Consider the following 15,557-nt stretch of genomic DNA (forward strand, 5'->3'; position numbering starts at 1 on the left):
ATTATTGTTTTTTAAAATTTAGCTTTTTGCAGCATCAGCAGCTAAAACATTTCCTTTTATTGTAAGTGTTTTACTTGGTACAACAGCATTAGTTGTCAAAGTAACTGTTTTGGTAAATGCTTGTCCTGCTCTTGAAGTATCATATTTTACTCCAATAACACCTTTTGCACCTGGAGCAATTGGCTCTTTTGGATATGTTGGTACAGTACAACCACATGAACCTTGAGCATTAGTTATGATTAAGGGTTTGTTTCCGTTATTAGTGAATACAAACTCACGTCGGCCGTCAGAGTTGTAAGCGACAGTACCATAATCAATAGTCTCTGTAACAAACACCATTCCAGCTCCATTTACTTTTGCAGTAGCAAGTTTAGTATTGGTGGCTTTTAATTTTTTAGTTGTTTCTTGTGCATTAGAAGTAGTAACTCCTAAAGTAACTAGCAAGGCTAGAGCAATTATTTTTTTCATCTTTGTTCAGTTTTATAAATATTCACAAAGCTATGTAAAAATTAGAATTTACGCCTTAATATTCTCTTAAAAAAATAGTTTAATTTTTCAAGGAGATCGCATTTTTGTTTTAAAATCTATAAATTCGCTTAAATTTTATTTAATTTCAAACACAAAACCATTGGCATCTAAAGATAAAATAGTTAGGGAAACACCGTTAATGAAACAATACAACGAGATAAAAAGGAAATATCCTGATGCTTGTCTTTTGTTTCGTGTGGGGGATTTTTATGAGACATTTGGTGAAGATGCTGTACGTGCTTCTAAAATTTTAGGAATTGTCTTGACTAAGCGTGGAGCGGGTTCTGAGACGGAAACGGCTTTGGCAGGTTTTCCACATCATTCTTTGAATACGTATTTGCCAAAATTAGTAAAAGCGGGACTTCGTGTAGCTATCTGTGATCAGCTTGAAGATCCTAAAATGACCAAAACTATCGTAAAGCGTGGTGTTACTGAACTAGTAACTCCCGGGGTTTCTATGAATGATGAGGTTTTACAATCTAAAACGAATAACTTTTTAGCATCCATTTATTTCGCAAATAAATCTATAGGAATTTCCTTTCTTGATGTTTCCACCGGAGAGTTTTTGACAGCTCAAGGAAACGCAGAATATATTGATAAGCTGTTGCAGAATTTTAATCCAAGTGAAGTTCTGATTCCAAAAAACAATAAAAGTGATTTCCGGGAAATTTTCGGTGACGATTACCATAGTTTTTATCTCGAAGACTGGATTTATAAGGAAGATTACGCATTCGAAACCTTAACTAAACATTTTCAAACCGTTTCTTTAAAAGGATTTGGAATCGAAGAACTCAAAGAAGGAATTATTGCTTCGGGCGCTATTTTGTATTATTTATCTGAGACGCAGCACAATCGAGTGCAACATATAACTGCGATTCAACGTATTGCCGAAGACGCCTATGTTTGGATGGATCGGTTTACGATTCGAAATTTAGAATTATATCACAGTTATAATCCAAATGCGGTCACGCTGCTTGATGTTATTGATAAAACGCTTTCGCCAATGGGTGGTCGTTTGCTAAAACGTTGGTTGGCATTGCCGTTAAAAGACAGTCATAAAATTCAAGGTCGGCACCAAGTGGTTTCTTATTTAAAAGAAAATCAAAGCGTTCTGAAAAACATCCAAAATCAAATTAAGCAAATTTCCGATTTAGAGCGGTTGATTTCAAAAATTGCAGCTGGAAAAGTATCGCCTCGCGAAGTGGTGTATTTGAAAGAATCATTAGATGCAATTATTCCAGTAAAAACATTGGCTTTGGAAAGCCCACAAGAAGCTGTAAAAGTAATCGGTGACAGTTTGCACAGTTGCGAATTGCTACGTGAAAAAATTAAAACGGTTTTGAACCAAGATGCTCCTGTTGCTATTGCCAAAGGGAATGCAATTGCCAAAGGGATTAATGCCGAATTAGATGAGCTAAGGGCCATATCAACTTCAGGAAAGGAATTCTTGGAAGGAATTGAAAAACGAGAATCACAAGCAACTGGAATTTCGTCGTTGAAAATCTCTTTTAATAACGTTTTTGGATATTACATCGAAGTTAGGAACATGCACAAGGACAAAGTTCCCACGGAATGGATTCGGAAACAAACCTTGGTCAATGCAGAACGCTACATTACCGAAGAATTAAAAGAATATGAAACCAAAATTCTGGGTGCCGAAGAAAAAATTCATAAAATAGAAGTAGAATTGTTTGAACAGTTGGTCAGTTGGATTGCAACTTACATAAAGCCTGTTCAGATGAATGCTAATTTAATAGCACAGTTGGATTGTCTTTGTTCGTTCACGCAATTGGCCATTGAAAACAAATATGTTTGTCCGGAACTCGATCAAACATTCGAACTGGAAATTAAAAATGGAAGGCATCCCGTTATCGAAAAACAATTGCCTTTTGGAATGCCTTATATCGCCAATGATGTTTTCTTGGATCGTGAAACGCAGCAATTGATCATGATTACAGGTCCTAATATGTCTGGAAAGTCGGCTATTTTGCGCCAAACTGCTTTAATTGTACTCTTGTGTCAAATGGGGAGTTTTGTTCCTGCAGAAAGCGTGAGAATGGGAATTGTCGATAAAATATTTACCAGAGTAGGAGCAAGCGATAATATTTCGATGGGCGAATCTACTTTTATGGTCGAAATGAATGAAACTGCTTCTATCTTAAATAATATTTCTGATCGTAGTTTAGTGCTTTTAGATGAAATTGGAAGAGGTACGAGTACGTATGATGGGATTTCTATCGCATGGGCAATTGCAGAGTTTTTGCACGAACATCCTTCTAAGCCTAAAACTTTGTTTGCAACTCATTATCATGAGTTGAATGAAATGAGTGAATCATTGCCTAGAATTCAGAATTATAATGTGGCTGTAAAGGAATTGAAAGATACGGTACTTTTTATTCGAAAATTGGTCAAAGGAGGAAGCGCCCATAGTTTTGGGATACATGTGGCGAAGATGGCTGGAATGCCGCAAATTGTAATTTTGAAAGCACAAAAGCTCTTGAAAAAATTGGAGAAAAATCATTCTAGTGATGCTTTAAACGGTATTAAAGCAGCGCAAGACGACATGCAAATGAGCTTTTTTAATCTAGATGATCCTTTGTTGGAAGAGATCAAAGAAGAGATCTTAAATTTGGACATTAATACCATTACTCCGATGGAAGCACTAATGAAACTCAATGAAATTAAAAGAATGTTGACCAGAAAATAAATTTTTCGTTTTAAAGTTTACGTTATCAGAAGGTTAACTTTTATCTGTAAATTTTTTGCAAAAAAGGCTTGTGTAATTCAATAAATGTCCTAAATTTGCATCCGCAATACAGAACAAGTATCGCGGTTTTTTTTAAGAATTGAAAATGCGAAAATAGCTCAGTTGGTAGAGCGCGACCTTGCCAAGGTCGAGGTCGCGGGTTCGAGCCCCGTTTTTCGCTCCACACCACATAATGCTCGGATGGTGAAATTGGTAGACACGCTGGACTTAAAATCCAGTGAACAGCAATGTTCGTGCGGGTTCAAGTCCCGCTCTGAGTACTAAAGCCTCTTCAATTGAAGAGGCTTTTTTTTGTTTTTATGGTTTTTGATAAATAAGTAAATTTTTAGAAACTAATAGCAACTCCTTTTTTAGTAATCTGTAATTTGAATATTTGTTATTTTAATAAACTATGGGAGCTTTTGTAATTAGTAAAAGATATAACGACGAATATAAATTTGTATTTACTTCCAGGAAGGGAAAAGTTGTTTTTACGAGTTTGAGTTATGAACTCAAGTTTGAGTGTGAAGAAGATATCGAAAGATTTAAAACGAATATGCAATCGGCTAATTTTTTGAAGTTTAAATCTTCTAGTGGGAAGTTTTATTTCAAATTAATGCTTGGTGATAGTCATTTTGCAACAAGCAGGAAGTATACTACTTCTTTACGTTTACAAAAGGGAATTGACGAAATCATAAAATATGGTTTTGTATCTGAAATATTAGATTTCTCAGGAAATGATTTTATTTTTATTGATTGAGGTTTTTAATTGAATTGATAAAAAAAAGAGAGTGTTGGTATTATAGCCAAGACTCTCTTTTTTTTGTTTTGTAAAGCTATTTCTTGTTGAGGAAACTGTTGCAAATTAAAAAAGCCATCTCGCAGAGCGGATGGCTTTAAAATTTTTAGAATTTGACTTCTAATTATTTTTTTACTTCTGTAGCAGCGTCAGTAGCAACTTCAGCAGCACCAGTAGCAGCAGCAGCAGCAGAATCAACAACTTGTGCAGCAGAATCAACTACCATAGCAGCAGAATCAACTACCATAGCAGCAGAATCAACAGCAGTTGCAGAATCTTCAGCAGGAGCGTCAGCTTTTTTACATGATACAACAGTCAATACAGCAACAGCAGCTAAACTTAAAAATACTTTTTTCATCTTAATTTAATATAAAAGGTTAATTATTAATTCGTGGCAAAGATATAAATTTTTTAATATGTAAAATATTTTTTTATTTTTTTTTTAAAAAATAATATTTTTTGTCAACATACAAACAGATACCAATTATTATGCCAGTTAGTATAAATGGGTCATTACTGTTTGATAGCGTTCTGTAGGCCTTATTTTGCGTCTATTTTTTTTGTAAGTTTTTCTTTTTCAAGGGTTTAATTTTCTTTGGATGCACTAGTTTTAATTCACTGATTAAGTTTTTTGCTCCGGCATATTTATCCATAATGAACAGTACGTAACGGATATCGACCATGATATTTCTGCAAATACTTGGATCGTAATAAATATCACTCATTGTTCCTTCCCAAACTCTGTCAAAATTGAGCCCTATTAAGTTCCCGTTAGCGTCAATTGCCGGACTTCCTGAATTACCTCCTGTAGTGTGATTTGTACCAATAAAACACACAGGCATTTTTCCATTTTCGCCGTAAGGACCGTAATCCTTTGTTTTGTATAAATCGATCAATTTGGCAGGAACATCAAACTCATAGTCTCCTGGAATATATTTTTCCATTACGCCGTCTAAATACGTTACTGGAGTGTACACTGTAGCATCTTTAGGCTCGTATCCTTTTACTTTTCCGTAGGTTACACGTAAGGTGCTGTTAGCATCCGGAAAAATACGGCTTTCTGTATTCAATTCTAATTGCGCTTTCATGTACGTGCGTTGCAATGCCGTAATCGTTAAGTTCAGCTCGTCGTATTTTGGCGCAACTTCTTTAGAATATTTGTCGGCTAATTCTTTTACAAGCAAGAAACCTGGATCATTATTTAAATTTGCCAAAACAGTACGGGCATCTCCGGATAGCAATTGTTTCAAACCAGCGTAATTTTTCAGTTGAGATTTGGTATAAACTTCCGAAGCTAGATTTTTAGCGTTCACATTCACCAAGCCTTTTGGTAAAAATTGTTTTGGGGATTTTGTCGCATACAATTCGATTAACTGCTCAAAAATTTTTTCATCAACAGTTGCATTGAAATTCTTGTAAAAATCAGCCAGTCCAGTAATCAAATTGTTTTTTCTGTCATTGAAAGTTTGCTCTCCTCTAGCATTGTATACTTGCTCCAATTGATATAATTTATATCCTGTACTCAACAATTCAGTATTGCGCAATACTACTTCTGTAAAATAGTCTCTTGCTAAAGCATAAGGAGCAATTTCCTTATAGTTTTTGTCAAAGTCAGCCAACAATGTTCCGTATTCTTTTTCTTTGCCTGCTTTTGTTATTTTTTGCTGAAAGGCTTTTTCAGACTCTTCTTTTACAGCAACTGCATTTGATTTTTGTAAGCCCTGCGTTTCGCCGATCCATTTTTTCCAATAATTGGCAATACTTGCATATTTTGAAGCGTATTGAATTTTGATAGCATTGTCTTTTCGCATAAAACTATCGGCAACTTTCAAGGCTTTGTCTCTGATTTCGATTTTTGCAGGATTCAGTTCGTTTACAATTTGCTCAATCGCAACCGAAGGTAAATATTCGTTTGTTTTTCCTGGGTAACCAAATACCAAAGTAAAATCATCTTCGGCTACGCCATCTAATGAAATAGGCAAGAAATGTTTAGGCGTATAAGGCACGTTGTCTTTTGAATAGGCAGCCGGGCGATTGTTTTTGTCCGCATAAATTCTAAACAATGAAAAATCTCCGGTATGACGTGGCCAAACCCAGTTATCTGTGTCGGAACCAAATTTCCCTATTGATGTAGGTGGAGCGCCAACTAGACGAACATCCGTAAAGGTTTCTGTTACAAAAAGCATGTATTGATTGCCTTCATAAAAGGTACGGATTTTATTTTCCTGCCAATTTTCCTTTGGCAACGAATTACTTAATGCCGAAATGTTTTCTTGAATTTTCTTTTGCTTGGCAGCTTCGCTGGTAAGTGTAGCAGTTCCTTCCAGAACGGATACGGTTACATCATCTATTTTGACAATGAAAGTTACTGTCAAACCTTCGTTTGGTAATTCGTCTTCCATTTTATAGGCCCAAAATCCATCTGTCAAGTAATCTTGTTCGACAGTAGAGTGGGATTGGATTTGTGAATATCCGCAGTGGTGATTGGTTAAAATCAATCCTTTTGGGGAAATAACTTCTGAGGTACAACCTCCATTAAAATGTGGAACCGCATCTTTCATACTCGACTGATTCACATCATAAATATCTTGTACGGACATTTTCATACCCAGATTTTTCATTTCGGTTTCATTCATTCCTTTCAGCAGCGAAGGAATCCACATGCCTCCCTGCTGGGCTTGCGTCTGAATGACAAATAGTAATAAGAATAATTTTAAAATTTTCATGGTATTAAATTTAGAGTGTAATTTTATTTGATTTTGTATTGCATCAATTGCCTTTTGTGCGATTCAAAACCATTGGCAAGATACAATTTTTGTGCTTTTTCATTGTGCGGTTCTACTTCCAGATAAATCAGTTTTAACGATAGTTTATGACTTTCAGTTTTAATAAACGCAATGGCTTCACTGCCAATCCCTTTTCCACGAGATTTTTCAGTCACATATAATTCATCTAAAAAAGCAATTTTTCCTTGGTATTCAAAACTAAAAACAAAGGTTAGAATTAGATACCCCACAATTTCGTTGTCTGATACAATCAGCCATGCTTTGCCCAGATTTTTATTAGAAATAAATTCTTCAAACAAAGCTTTGGAAACGTCACTTTTGATGGGATAATTATCGATAGCATAAAATTCCTGCATCATGGAGACGATGGTTTCTATATCAGCAGTAGTAATAGGTTTGAACTCAATCATTCAGAATATGTTTTAAAATGATTGTAGTAGCGCCTTTGTTCATTTGTACAAAAGTGTTGCACATGTGTCCTTTTTCGTTACGAATGTCATCATTACGTATTAGGTTCTCAAGAGCTTCGTTTAATTCTTTTTGATTGCTGACCGCAAGACAAGCTTCCATATTGACTAGCGCAATTGCTTCTGCAAAATGCGAATAGTTAGGGCCAATAAGGATTGGAACACCAAAAGTAGCGGGTTCCAATACATTATGAACTCCGGGATTACCAAAACCGCCACCCACATACGCAATATCTGCATAACTGTAGATTTTAGTTAAAATCCCGATGGTGTCAATAATGAAAACATCGAAATTGGCAAGCTGCTTTCCTTCTTTTTCAGAGAATAAAACAGTTTTTTTAGTGATGCTGTTTTTTAACTGTTGAATTTGGTCTTCCTTAATATTATGTGGCGCAATTATAAATTTCACATTCAAAGTATTCGAATTAATAAAATTGACTATTAAATCTTCGTCTTTTGGCCATGAACTTCCCACTACAATGGTAAGTTTATTGTCTTTAAAATCAGAAATAAAATCTAGCGAATTATTTTTTTCTAAAATTGTGGCCACTCGGTCAAAACGGGTGTCACCAGAAACGGCAACATTGTTTTTTCCTAACTGCTGCAGTAGCTTTTTAGAAGTTTCATTTTGAACAAAAAAGTACGTGAACGCATCCAGCGCGTCTCTGTAAAAAGCACCGTACCATTTAAAAAACAGTTGATTTGGTCTAAGAATTCCTGAAACCAAATAGGTTTTAGTATTTGATTTTTTGAGTTCAAATAAATAATTGGGCCAATACTCATATTTGATAAAAAACACTAAATCGGGATGAACGAGTTGTAGAAATTGTTGTGCATTTTTCTTGGTGTCCAAAGGCAAATACACTGTAACATCAGCAACAGTATTGTTTTTACGGACTTCATAACCCGAAGGAGAAAAAAAAGTAACCACGATTTTGTGCGTAGGAAATTGTTCTTTAACTTTTTCAATTACGGGTAAACCTTGCTCGTATTCGCCAAGTGATGCGGCATGAAACCAGATCGTTTTGTCCGAGGGTTTTATTTTTTGCTCCAAAACAGGAAAAACAACTTTCCTGCCATCTACAAAAAGTTTCATTTTTGGATTGAAAAGTGCCATGATTTTTAATAAAAAACCAGCAAATTGAACCATTAAATTATATAATGAAAACATCATTTAAATTTTTGGGCTAAAATACGTTTTCTTTATTTTAATTTCTTCTGCAGTAATATTTAAATTTTGGTTACGGGTACTTCCTTTTTATTTCATTGGAATATTATCTTTTTTCCTGTCGGTTGCATTGGTTTCAATTCATAAATAACTATTTTTGTTCTTCGTTTTAAGAAAGTATTTACTGTATTAAGAATTGGTATTCTTTCGAACATTAAAGATAAATTACAATGAAAAAAATCCAAATGGTTGACTTAAAAAGTCAATATGAAAAAATAAAAGACGTCGTTAACATTTCTATTCAGGAAGTTTTAGACACTAATACCTATATTAATGGACCTCAAGTTCATCAATTTCAAAAATCTTTAGAAGAATATCTTGACGTAAAACACGTAATTCCTTGTGCAAATGGAACCGATGCGTTGCAAATTGCCATGATGGGAGTGGATTTAAAGCCCGGTGATGAGGTAATCACTGCCGATTTTACTTTTGCTGCGACAGTGGAAGTCATTGCTCTATTGCAATTGACTCCCGTTTTAGTAGATGTGGATTTGTTCAACATGAATATTTCTATTGAAGGAATCAAAAAAGCGATTACGCCAAAAACAAAAGCAATTGTACCGGTACATTTGTTTGGTCGTGCCGCCAATATGGAAGCTATTATGGCTATCGCCAAAGAATATAACTTATACGTTATCGAAGATAATGCGCAAGCGATTGGTGCCAACTGTAAATTTTCGGATGGGACTAAAAAGAAAGCGGGAACGATTGGACACGTGGGAGCAACTTCGTTTTTTCCTTCTAAAAATCTTGGATGTTATGGAGATGGTGGAGCGATTTTTACGAATGATGATGCTTTGGCGCACAAACTTCGCGGAATTGTAAATCACGGAATGTATGAGCGATACCATCATGATGTTGTAGGTGTAAATTCTAGATTAGACAGTATTCAGGCAGCGGTTTTGAACGCTAAGTTGCCTTTATTAGATGATTATGGAAGAGCCAGACAAGACGCAGCCAGGAAATATTCTGCTGCTTTTGAAGGGCATAAAAATATCGTTGCGCCAAGTATTTGTGATATTTGCGACTGTCACGTTTTCCATCAATATACGTTACGAATTATTGGTGCTGACAGGAATGGTTTGATGCAGCATTTATTAGACAAAGGAATACCTTGTGCTATTTATTACCCAATTCCGTTGCATTCGCAAAAAGCATACGCTGATTCTCGTTACAAAGAAGAAGATTTTCCAGTAACCAATCAATTAGTGACGGAAGTCCTTTCATTGCCTATGCACACCGAATTAGATGACGAGCAAATTAAGTTTATCACGGATTCGGTTTTAGAATATTTAGGATAATTTTAGTAGAGACGCGATGTATCGCGTCTTTTTTATAAACGAGAAGACGTAATACATCGCGTTCATCTAAAAACAAGATATCATGAAAATACTAGTTACAGGAGGTTTGGGTTTTATAGGATCACATACCGTAGTTGAATTGCAAAACGAAGGATATGAAGTTATAGTTGTAGACAATTTATCAAATACTTCCTTGAGTGTTTTGGACGGAATTCAGAATATTACGGGAAAAGTTCCGGCTTTCGAAAAATTAGATTTACGCGAAAAAGAAAAAGTGCAGGATTTTTTCAAAAGGCATCATGATATTTCAGGTGTCATTCATTTTGCAGCTTCGAAAGCAGTGGGAGAAAGTGTAGAAAATCCGTTGTTGTACTATGAAAATAATATCAATGCCTTGGTTTACGTTTTGCAGGAATTGCAGCAAAAACCGGAAGCGAATTTTATTTTCAGTTCTTCTTGTACGGTTTATGGTCAAGCCGAAACTATGCCCATTACTGAAAATGCTTCTATTCAAACAGCGATGTCGCCTTATGGTAATACAAAGCAAATAGGAGAAGAAATAATAACTGATACTGCCAAGGTTACTAATATTAATGCTATTTTATTGCGTTATTTTAATCCTATCGGTTCACATCCATCAGCTGAAATAGGAGAATTGCCTATAGGAGTTCCTCAGAATTTAGTGCCGTTTATTACTCAAACTGGCTATGGATTGCGCAAAGAATTAGCTGTTTATGGAGACGATTATCCAACTCCGGATGGGACTGCCATTCGCGATTATATTCACGTAGTCGATTTGGCGAAAGCCCATGTTATCGCTTTGCAACGCTTACTGAACAAAAGAAATACAGCTAAAGTAGAAACCTTTAATCTGGGAACCGGAACCGGAAGCTCCGTTTTAGAAGTGATCCATACTTTCGAAAAAGTGAGTGGTAAAAAATTGCCTTATAAAATTGTAGGACGCAGAGAAGGTGATATAACTTCGGCTTACGCCAATACCGATAAAGCGAACGATGTTTTGGGATGGAAAGCGCAATCTACGCTGGAAGAAGCGATGGCAAGTGCCTGGAAATGGGAACAGAAAATTCGTTCTTAAAAATGCACAATAGTAGAGATGCACTGCAGTGCATCTCCATAAAAATATACTAAGAATCCCAAATTATCACAATAATAATTTGGGATTTTCAGTTTTATAAGATATTCGAAAATTTACGCATTTGCAGTAACCGCTTCTTTATCAATTTTTCCAATCAATCCAGCTAATACTTTTCCTGGACCTACTTCAGTAAATAAAGTAGCACCGTCAGCAATCATTTGTTGTACAGATTGTGTCCATTTTACCGGAGCAGTCAACTGAATAATTAAGTTCTTTTTGATTTCGTTTGGGTCAGAAACTGCACTAGCCGTTACATTTTGGTATACCGGACAAACAGGAGTTGAGAACGTAGTCGCTTTAATAGCTGCAGCCAATTCTTCACGAGCAGGTTCCATCATTGGTGAGTGAAAAGCACCGCCAACAGGTAATAATAACGCCCGTTTTGCACCTGCTGCTTTCATCGCTTCACACGCTTTTTCGACTGCTGATGTTTCTCCAGAAATCACTAATTGCCCTGGGCAGTTGTAATTTGCAGCGACTACAATTCCGTCAATAGAAGCGCAAACTTCCTCCACAATAGTGTCAGCCAATCCTAAAACGGCAGCCATTGTCGATGGTTTTATTTCGCAGGCTTTTTGCATGGCCAAAGCTCTTTGTGAAACTAATTTTAATCCATCTTCAAAGGACAAAGCACCATTAGCTACTAAAGCGGAAAATTCACCTAATGAATGTCCAGCTACCATTTCTGGTTTAAAATCTTCACCTAATGTTTTTGCTAAAATCACTGAATGCAAGAAAACAGCAGGCTGCGTCACTTTGGTTTCTTTCAATTCCTCGGCTGTTCCTTCAAACATGATGTCTGTGATACGGAAACCTAAAATTTCATTGGCTCTTTCGAATAATTCTTTTGCCAGCGCAGAATTCTCATATAATTCTTTACCCATTCCTGTAAATTGCGCGCCTTGACCTGGAAATACGTATGCTTTCATGTGTTTATTTTAAAGATTGAAAAAATTTGAAGATTGAAAAGTTAGTTTCAATCGGGATGCAAAAATACTATTTTTTGTGCTATTACAAATCAGGTGACTCTATTCTTTAAAATTGACGCTTTCTAATGTGTAACATTTAGTAGTATTAAAGACTAATTAGAAACTATAAAGATTGAATATTATGAAAAAGATTTTCTCCATTGCGTTCTTATTCCTTTTTGGATTTTTACTTTTTTACATCAACCTGCCTGTACTTCATTATGGTTTTACTGGTTTTGCTGTTATTTTTTTACTGTTGGTGATTCTTGGAATTTTGTTTTCAATAGGGCTTTCCGTTTCGCAGCAAACCAAACAAGTTAAGATTGTTTCCAAGCCAAACAAGTTTTTGTCTATTCTGGCAGGAATGCTTTTAGTGTATTGTATTGCGCTTCCTTTTGTAACCAGCATAAAAATTTTCCGAAGCGATTCGTATCAAAAATTAATTGGCGAGGTTAAAAACGGTCAAAAAATCACCAATCACATTGCTCCAATTTCTATTGATAAAATCCGTGTGGTCGATGAGGAACTAGCCCATCTTTTGGGAGAAAAAGTTTTAGGTTCGCAACCTGCTTTAGGAAGTCAAGTAGAATTAGGTGATTTTTGCATCCAAAAAGTAGATAACAATTTGTATTGGGTAGCACCGCTACTGCATTCGGGTTTTTTTAAATGGTTTAACAATCAAGAAGGAACCGCGGGATATGTTATGGTTTCTGCAACTAATGAACGTGATGTAAAATTAGTTCAGAGTATAGGAGGGAAGGATATCAAAATTAAATACCAACCAGGCGCCTATTTTCAAAGTGATATTCACAGACACGTTTATTTTAACGGCAATGCTACTGTTGGTTTGGCTGATTTTAGTTTTGAAATAGATGATGCAGGAAAACCATTTTGGATTGTTACCAAATATGGAAAAAAAATTGGTTTTGCTGGAAAAGAGGCTATTGGAACTATTGTCGTTGATGCACAATCTGGTACTATGAATGAGTATCGTATTGCCGCAACTCCAAAATGGGTTGATCGAATCCAGCCATTGGATTTTATTGAAGATCAATTGAACGATTGGGGTGAATATGTGCACGGGTATTGGAATTTTTCTAACGCGGACAAACTTCAAATTACAGAAGGTTTGACATTGGTTTACGGAAAGAACAATAAATCGTATTGGTATACTGGATTGACTTCGGTGGGGAAAGATGAGTCGGCAGTGGGTTTTGTATTGGTAGATACCAGAACCAAAGAAACTACCTTTTACAAACAAGGTGGTGCAACTGAATTTGCTGCTCAAAGTTCCGCGCAAGGGAAAGTTCAAGAAAAAGGATACAAGGCTTCTTTGCCTATTCCTTACAATATTAATAACATTCCCACCTATGTGATGACGCTGAAAGATGATGGCGGATTAGTTAAAATGTTTGCGATGGTAGCCATTTCAGATTATACCATTGTAGGGGTGGGCAATACAATGCGAGAAACGTTGACTTCGTTTAAAAACGTATATAATATGTCGGATAATAAAATAAATCCGAATAGTGTTTCCAATAAAAAAATACTGAAATCAGTGGTGACCCGAATCCAGAATGATGTCAAAAACGGGAATAGTTTCTATTATTTCAAGGTCAAAGATTATCCTAATATTTTTGTGGGTTCATCCCAAATATCCAATCAATTGCCAGTAACAATGGTGGGTGATAGTATACAAATTTCCTTTGATGTGGATTTAGAAGAAGTAATAGATGTTTCCAGTTTTGAGAATATCAATCTAAAATCAAGTATGAAATCGAAGTAGTTCAAAAGGGCTTAAAGAATTTTCTTTAAGCCCTTTTTCTATTTTTTAGGTAATACTTTAAATGAGGTGACTTTGAATTTATTGTCAACGACTTTACCAACAACTTCCGCTTTTCTAATAGCGGTACAAAAACCATCACTGGCATGTGCATCTCCGTGGGAATCGATGGAACTTCCGTCAACAAAATAGGATTTTCCTTCGATGCGAACTGCTAATTCGCAACCGTGACCCTCCATTCCAAATTGGCATTGTCCGCACGAAGCTTCGACAATTTGAGGTTTTGGCTCTTCTTTTTTATCTTTATCCTGAGCACTTGCAAGTGTTGCAGAGAATAAAATAGCTAAGTATAGTAACTTTTTCATAAATGTTTCAATTTTTCCTTTAGCTAAGATACAGGTTTTTTTACATCGAATAATTTTTAAACATGTAAATCCACAATAATCTGGAAAGACGAATATTAATAGAAGCCATGGCAATAATCACCACCGCAATGATTGGAATGATTCGTAAATCAAAATTTTCAGTAAAGAAAAATTGAGCAATAGTGAACGTAGCAATACTTTGCGCCACTGTCAGACCATAATTCACATACATGGCGCCATAAAAATAGCCAGGTTCTTTCTCGAACTTATTGTTGCAATGCGGGCAATATTCATTCATTTTGGGAAACCCAATGTGTAAGAAAATATTTTTTTCTTTGAAAACTTTCCCCTGAAGACAGTGAGGGCAATCGTTATGCAGGATGTGTACAATAGAATTTGACATCGTTATAAATTTTATCAAAGGTATTTCTTATTCATGTCATGGATGTTTTCTATATTCGCTTATAGTAGCACAATAAAGACATTTTTAACAAAATGAAAAAATATCCTATTTATAACATTCAGCGATTTAACTGTAATTCAGTGAATAGTGATTTGTACATTAATACCTTCAAGAATCATTTAATTGATCATAGTTTTGTAGAGGAACCGCACCGACATAATTCCTATGTTCTAGTCTTTTTTACTAAAGGTTCGGGAACACATGAAATTGATTTTGATGTGTTTGCGATTCAGCAGGGAAGTATGTTTTTCCTGCAACCCGGACAAATGCATCATTGGCATTTGTCTGATGATGTGGAAGGATTTGTAATTTTCTATTCGCAGGAAATGTATAATCTGTATTTTGGACAAAAAACAATCGCCGACTATCCATTTTATTCTTCGGTGGACAATAAGCCGGAAATGATTTTCGATGCAACCGAATCAAAAGCAATTCTCCCTTATTTTGAAAGTCTGATTGCAGAAACGCAATCGGATCAGCTGTTGAATCAAGATAAAATCATGAATTTGTTAGATATTATCCACATTGAAATTGCCAGAAAATATAATGAAACCCATCTGCACGAAGCACATTCCTACAATGTGAAAATTAAAATGTTTGAAACGGTTTTAGAAAATAATTATAGGATAGAAAAAGCACCTTCTTTCTATGCATCGCAATTGGCTATAACTTTGAAACACTTGAACAGGATTTGCAATGAAATGCTTCAAAAAACCACTACTGAAGTAATTACAGACAGAATCATTCTCGAAGCAAAACGCATGTTGATGGATAAAAAGTTTACCGTCAATGAAATTGCAACGCGATTAGGCTTTGATGATTATTCGTATTTCACCCGATTGTTCAAGAAATATACAGGAATGACTCCGACAGATTTTCGTGTTTCTAAAAAGTAATGGGGGATCAATCTCGTTTCCTTAAGACGTTTGTCAAGTCGAGCGCAGTCGAGACTAACCGTTGAGTCTCG

Annotated in this window: 14 protein-coding genes and 2 tRNA genes; 8 read left to right on the forward strand and 8 right to left on the reverse strand. The window is 35.6% G+C overall.

The features are described from left to right. Positions 1-18: 18 nt before the first annotated feature. Positions 19-468 carry a DUF1573 domain-containing protein gene (locus tag BLS90_RS01750; RefSeq protein WP_091254394.1) on the reverse strand — a complete coding sequence of 150 codons (450 nt, stop codon included), beginning with the start codon at positions 466-468 and terminating at the stop codon, positions 19-21. 199 nt (positions 469-667) lie between these two features. Here BLS90_RS01750 and mutS point away from each other — a divergent pair, with 199 nt between their 5' ends. The 4 genes from mutS to BLS90_RS01770 all read left to right on the forward strand — a co-directional run bounded on the left by mutS (position 668) and on the right by BLS90_RS01770 (position 4,034). Further along, on the forward strand, positions 668-3,235 hold the full coding sequence (gene mutS / locus BLS90_RS01755) for a DNA mismatch repair protein MutS (RefSeq protein WP_091254399.1): 2,568 nt from the start codon (positions 668-670) through the stop codon (positions 3,233-3,235). 147 nt (positions 3,236-3,382) lie between these two features. Further along, positions 3,383-3,458: transfer RNA gene (locus BLS90_RS01760), tRNA-Gly, on the forward strand. An 11-nt stretch (positions 3,459-3,469) separates the two neighbouring features. Next, positions 3,470-3,555 (forward strand) — tRNA-Leu (locus tag BLS90_RS01765). A gap of 131 nt (positions 3,556-3,686) precedes the next feature. Beyond that, entirely contained in the window at positions 3,687-4,034 is a 348-nt protein-coding gene (locus BLS90_RS01770; protein WP_091254402.1) for a YegP family protein, read from the forward strand. Between the two features lie 163 nt (positions 4,035-4,197). Here the strand turns inward: BLS90_RS01770 and BLS90_RS01775 are convergent, their stop codons facing one another. The 4 genes from BLS90_RS01775 to BLS90_RS01790 form a co-directional block, all read right to left on the reverse strand. Further along, entirely contained in the window at positions 4,198-4,431 is a 234-nt protein-coding gene (locus BLS90_RS01775; RefSeq protein WP_091254405.1) for a PG1828 family lipoprotein, read from the reverse strand. 193 nt (positions 4,432-4,624) lie between these two features. Further along, on the reverse strand, positions 4,625-6,799 hold the full coding sequence (locus tag BLS90_RS01780) for a S46 family peptidase (RefSeq protein ID WP_091254408.1): 2,175 nt from the start codon (positions 6,797-6,799) through the stop codon (positions 4,625-4,627). 23 nt (positions 6,800-6,822) lie between these two features. Next, complete coding sequence (locus BLS90_RS01785) at positions 6,823-7,269, reverse strand: GNAT family N-acetyltransferase (protein ID WP_091254411.1); 447 nt, start codon at positions 7,267-7,269, stop codon at positions 6,823-6,825. Then, entirely contained in the window at positions 7,262-8,497 is a 1,236-nt protein-coding gene (locus tag BLS90_RS01790; RefSeq protein WP_091254414.1) for a 3-deoxy-D-manno-octulosonic acid transferase, read from the reverse strand. The genes BLS90_RS01785 and BLS90_RS01790 overlap by 8 nt, the downstream gene beginning before the upstream one ends. Before the next feature lie 227 nt (positions 8,498-8,724). Between BLS90_RS01790 and BLS90_RS01795 the strand changes: the two genes are divergently transcribed. Continuing rightward, positions 8,725-9,855 (forward strand): DegT/DnrJ/EryC1/StrS family aminotransferase, encoded by a 1,131-nt coding sequence (locus BLS90_RS01795; RefSeq protein WP_091254417.1) that lies wholly within the window; start codon positions 8,725-8,727, stop codon positions 9,853-9,855. A gap of 82 nt (positions 9,856-9,937) precedes the next feature. Next, positions 9,938-10,951 (forward strand): UDP-glucose 4-epimerase GalE, encoded by a 1,014-nt coding sequence (galE, locus tag BLS90_RS01800; protein ID WP_091254421.1) that lies wholly within the window; start codon positions 9,938-9,940, stop codon positions 10,949-10,951. A 113-nt stretch (positions 10,952-11,064) separates the two neighbouring features. On the opposite strand, the gene fabD is transcribed toward galE, so the two are convergent. Continuing rightward, positions 11,065-11,940: an ACP S-malonyltransferase gene (gene fabD, locus BLS90_RS01805; RefSeq protein WP_091254424.1), complete on the reverse strand. Its 876-nt coding sequence runs from the start codon at positions 11,938-11,940 to the stop codon at positions 11,065-11,067. A 181-nt stretch (positions 11,941-12,121) separates the two neighbouring features. Here fabD and BLS90_RS01810 point away from each other — a divergent pair, with 181 nt between their 5' ends. Beyond that, positions 12,122-13,765 carry a hypothetical protein gene (locus BLS90_RS01810; RefSeq protein WP_091254428.1) on the forward strand — a complete coding sequence of 548 codons (1,644 nt, stop codon included), beginning with the start codon at positions 12,122-12,124 and terminating at the stop codon, positions 13,763-13,765. A 38-nt stretch (positions 13,766-13,803) separates the two neighbouring features. Here BLS90_RS01810 and BLS90_RS01815 read toward each other — a convergent pair whose 3' ends face one another. After that, on the reverse strand, positions 13,804-14,127 hold the full coding sequence (locus BLS90_RS01815) for a DUF6370 family protein (RefSeq protein WP_091254431.1): 324 nt from the start codon (positions 14,125-14,127) through the stop codon (positions 13,804-13,806). Between the two features lie 40 nt (positions 14,128-14,167). Then, the gene (locus BLS90_RS01820; protein WP_091254433.1) at positions 14,168-14,530 is read right to left on the reverse strand and encodes a DUF983 domain-containing protein; all 363 of its coding nucleotides are present in this window, start codon (positions 14,528-14,530) and stop codon (positions 14,168-14,170) included. Positions 14,531-14,622: 92 nt separating this feature from the next. On the opposite strand from BLS90_RS01820, the gene BLS90_RS01825 reads away from it, so the two are divergent. Further along, positions 14,623-15,486, forward strand: a complete 864-nt coding sequence (locus BLS90_RS01825) for an AraC family transcriptional regulator (RefSeq protein ID WP_091254436.1) — start codon at positions 14,623-14,625, stop codon at positions 15,484-15,486. Positions 15,487-15,557: the final 71 nt, after the last annotated feature.

The organism is Flavobacterium omnivorum (genome assembly GCF_900099915.1).
Lineage (GTDB): Bacteria > Bacteroidota > Bacteroidia > Flavobacteriales > Flavobacteriaceae > Flavobacterium > Flavobacterium omnivorum.

Coding starts and splice junctions, on each gene's coding strand:
- BLS90_RS01750 (WP_091254394.1), bottom strand. CDS start 468: ATGAAAAAAATAATTGCTCTAGCCTTGCTAGTTACTTTAGGAGTTACT.
- mutS (WP_091254399.1), top strand. CDS start 668: ATGAAACAATACAACGAGATAAAAAGGAAATATCCTGATGCTTGTCTT.
- BLS90_RS01770 (WP_091254402.1), top strand. CDS start 3,687: ATGGGAGCTTTTGTAATTAGTAAAAGATATAACGACGAATATAAATTT.
- BLS90_RS01775 (WP_091254405.1), bottom strand. CDS start 4,431: ATGAAAAAAGTATTTTTAAGTTTAGCTGCTGTTGCTGTATTGACTGTT.
- BLS90_RS01780 (WP_091254408.1), bottom strand. CDS start 6,799: ATGAAAATTTTAAAATTATTCTTATTACTATTTGTCATTCAGACGCAA.
- BLS90_RS01785 (WP_091254411.1), bottom strand. CDS start 7,269: ATGATTGAGTTCAAACCTATTACTACTGCTGATATAGAAACCATCGTC.
- BLS90_RS01790 (WP_091254414.1), bottom strand. CDS start 8,497: ATGTTTTCATTATATAATTTAATGGTTCAATTTGCTGGTTTTTTATTA.
- BLS90_RS01795 (WP_091254417.1), top strand. CDS start 8,725: ATGAAAAAAATCCAAATGGTTGACTTAAAAAGTCAATATGAAAAAATA.
- galE (WP_091254421.1), top strand. CDS start 9,938: ATGAAAATACTAGTTACAGGAGGTTTGGGTTTTATAGGATCACATACC.
- fabD (WP_091254424.1), bottom strand. CDS start 11,940: ATGAAAGCATACGTATTTCCAGGTCAAGGCGCGCAATTTACAGGAATG.
- BLS90_RS01810 (WP_091254428.1), top strand. CDS start 12,122: ATGAAAAAGATTTTCTCCATTGCGTTCTTATTCCTTTTTGGATTTTTA.
- BLS90_RS01815 (WP_091254431.1), bottom strand. CDS start 14,127: ATGAAAAAGTTACTATACTTAGCTATTTTATTCTCTGCAACACTTGCA.
- BLS90_RS01820 (WP_091254433.1), bottom strand. CDS start 14,530: ATGTCAAATTCTATTGTACACATCCTGCATAACGATTGCCCTCACTGT.
- BLS90_RS01825 (WP_091254436.1), top strand. CDS start 14,623: ATGAAAAAATATCCTATTTATAACATTCAGCGATTTAACTGTAATTCA.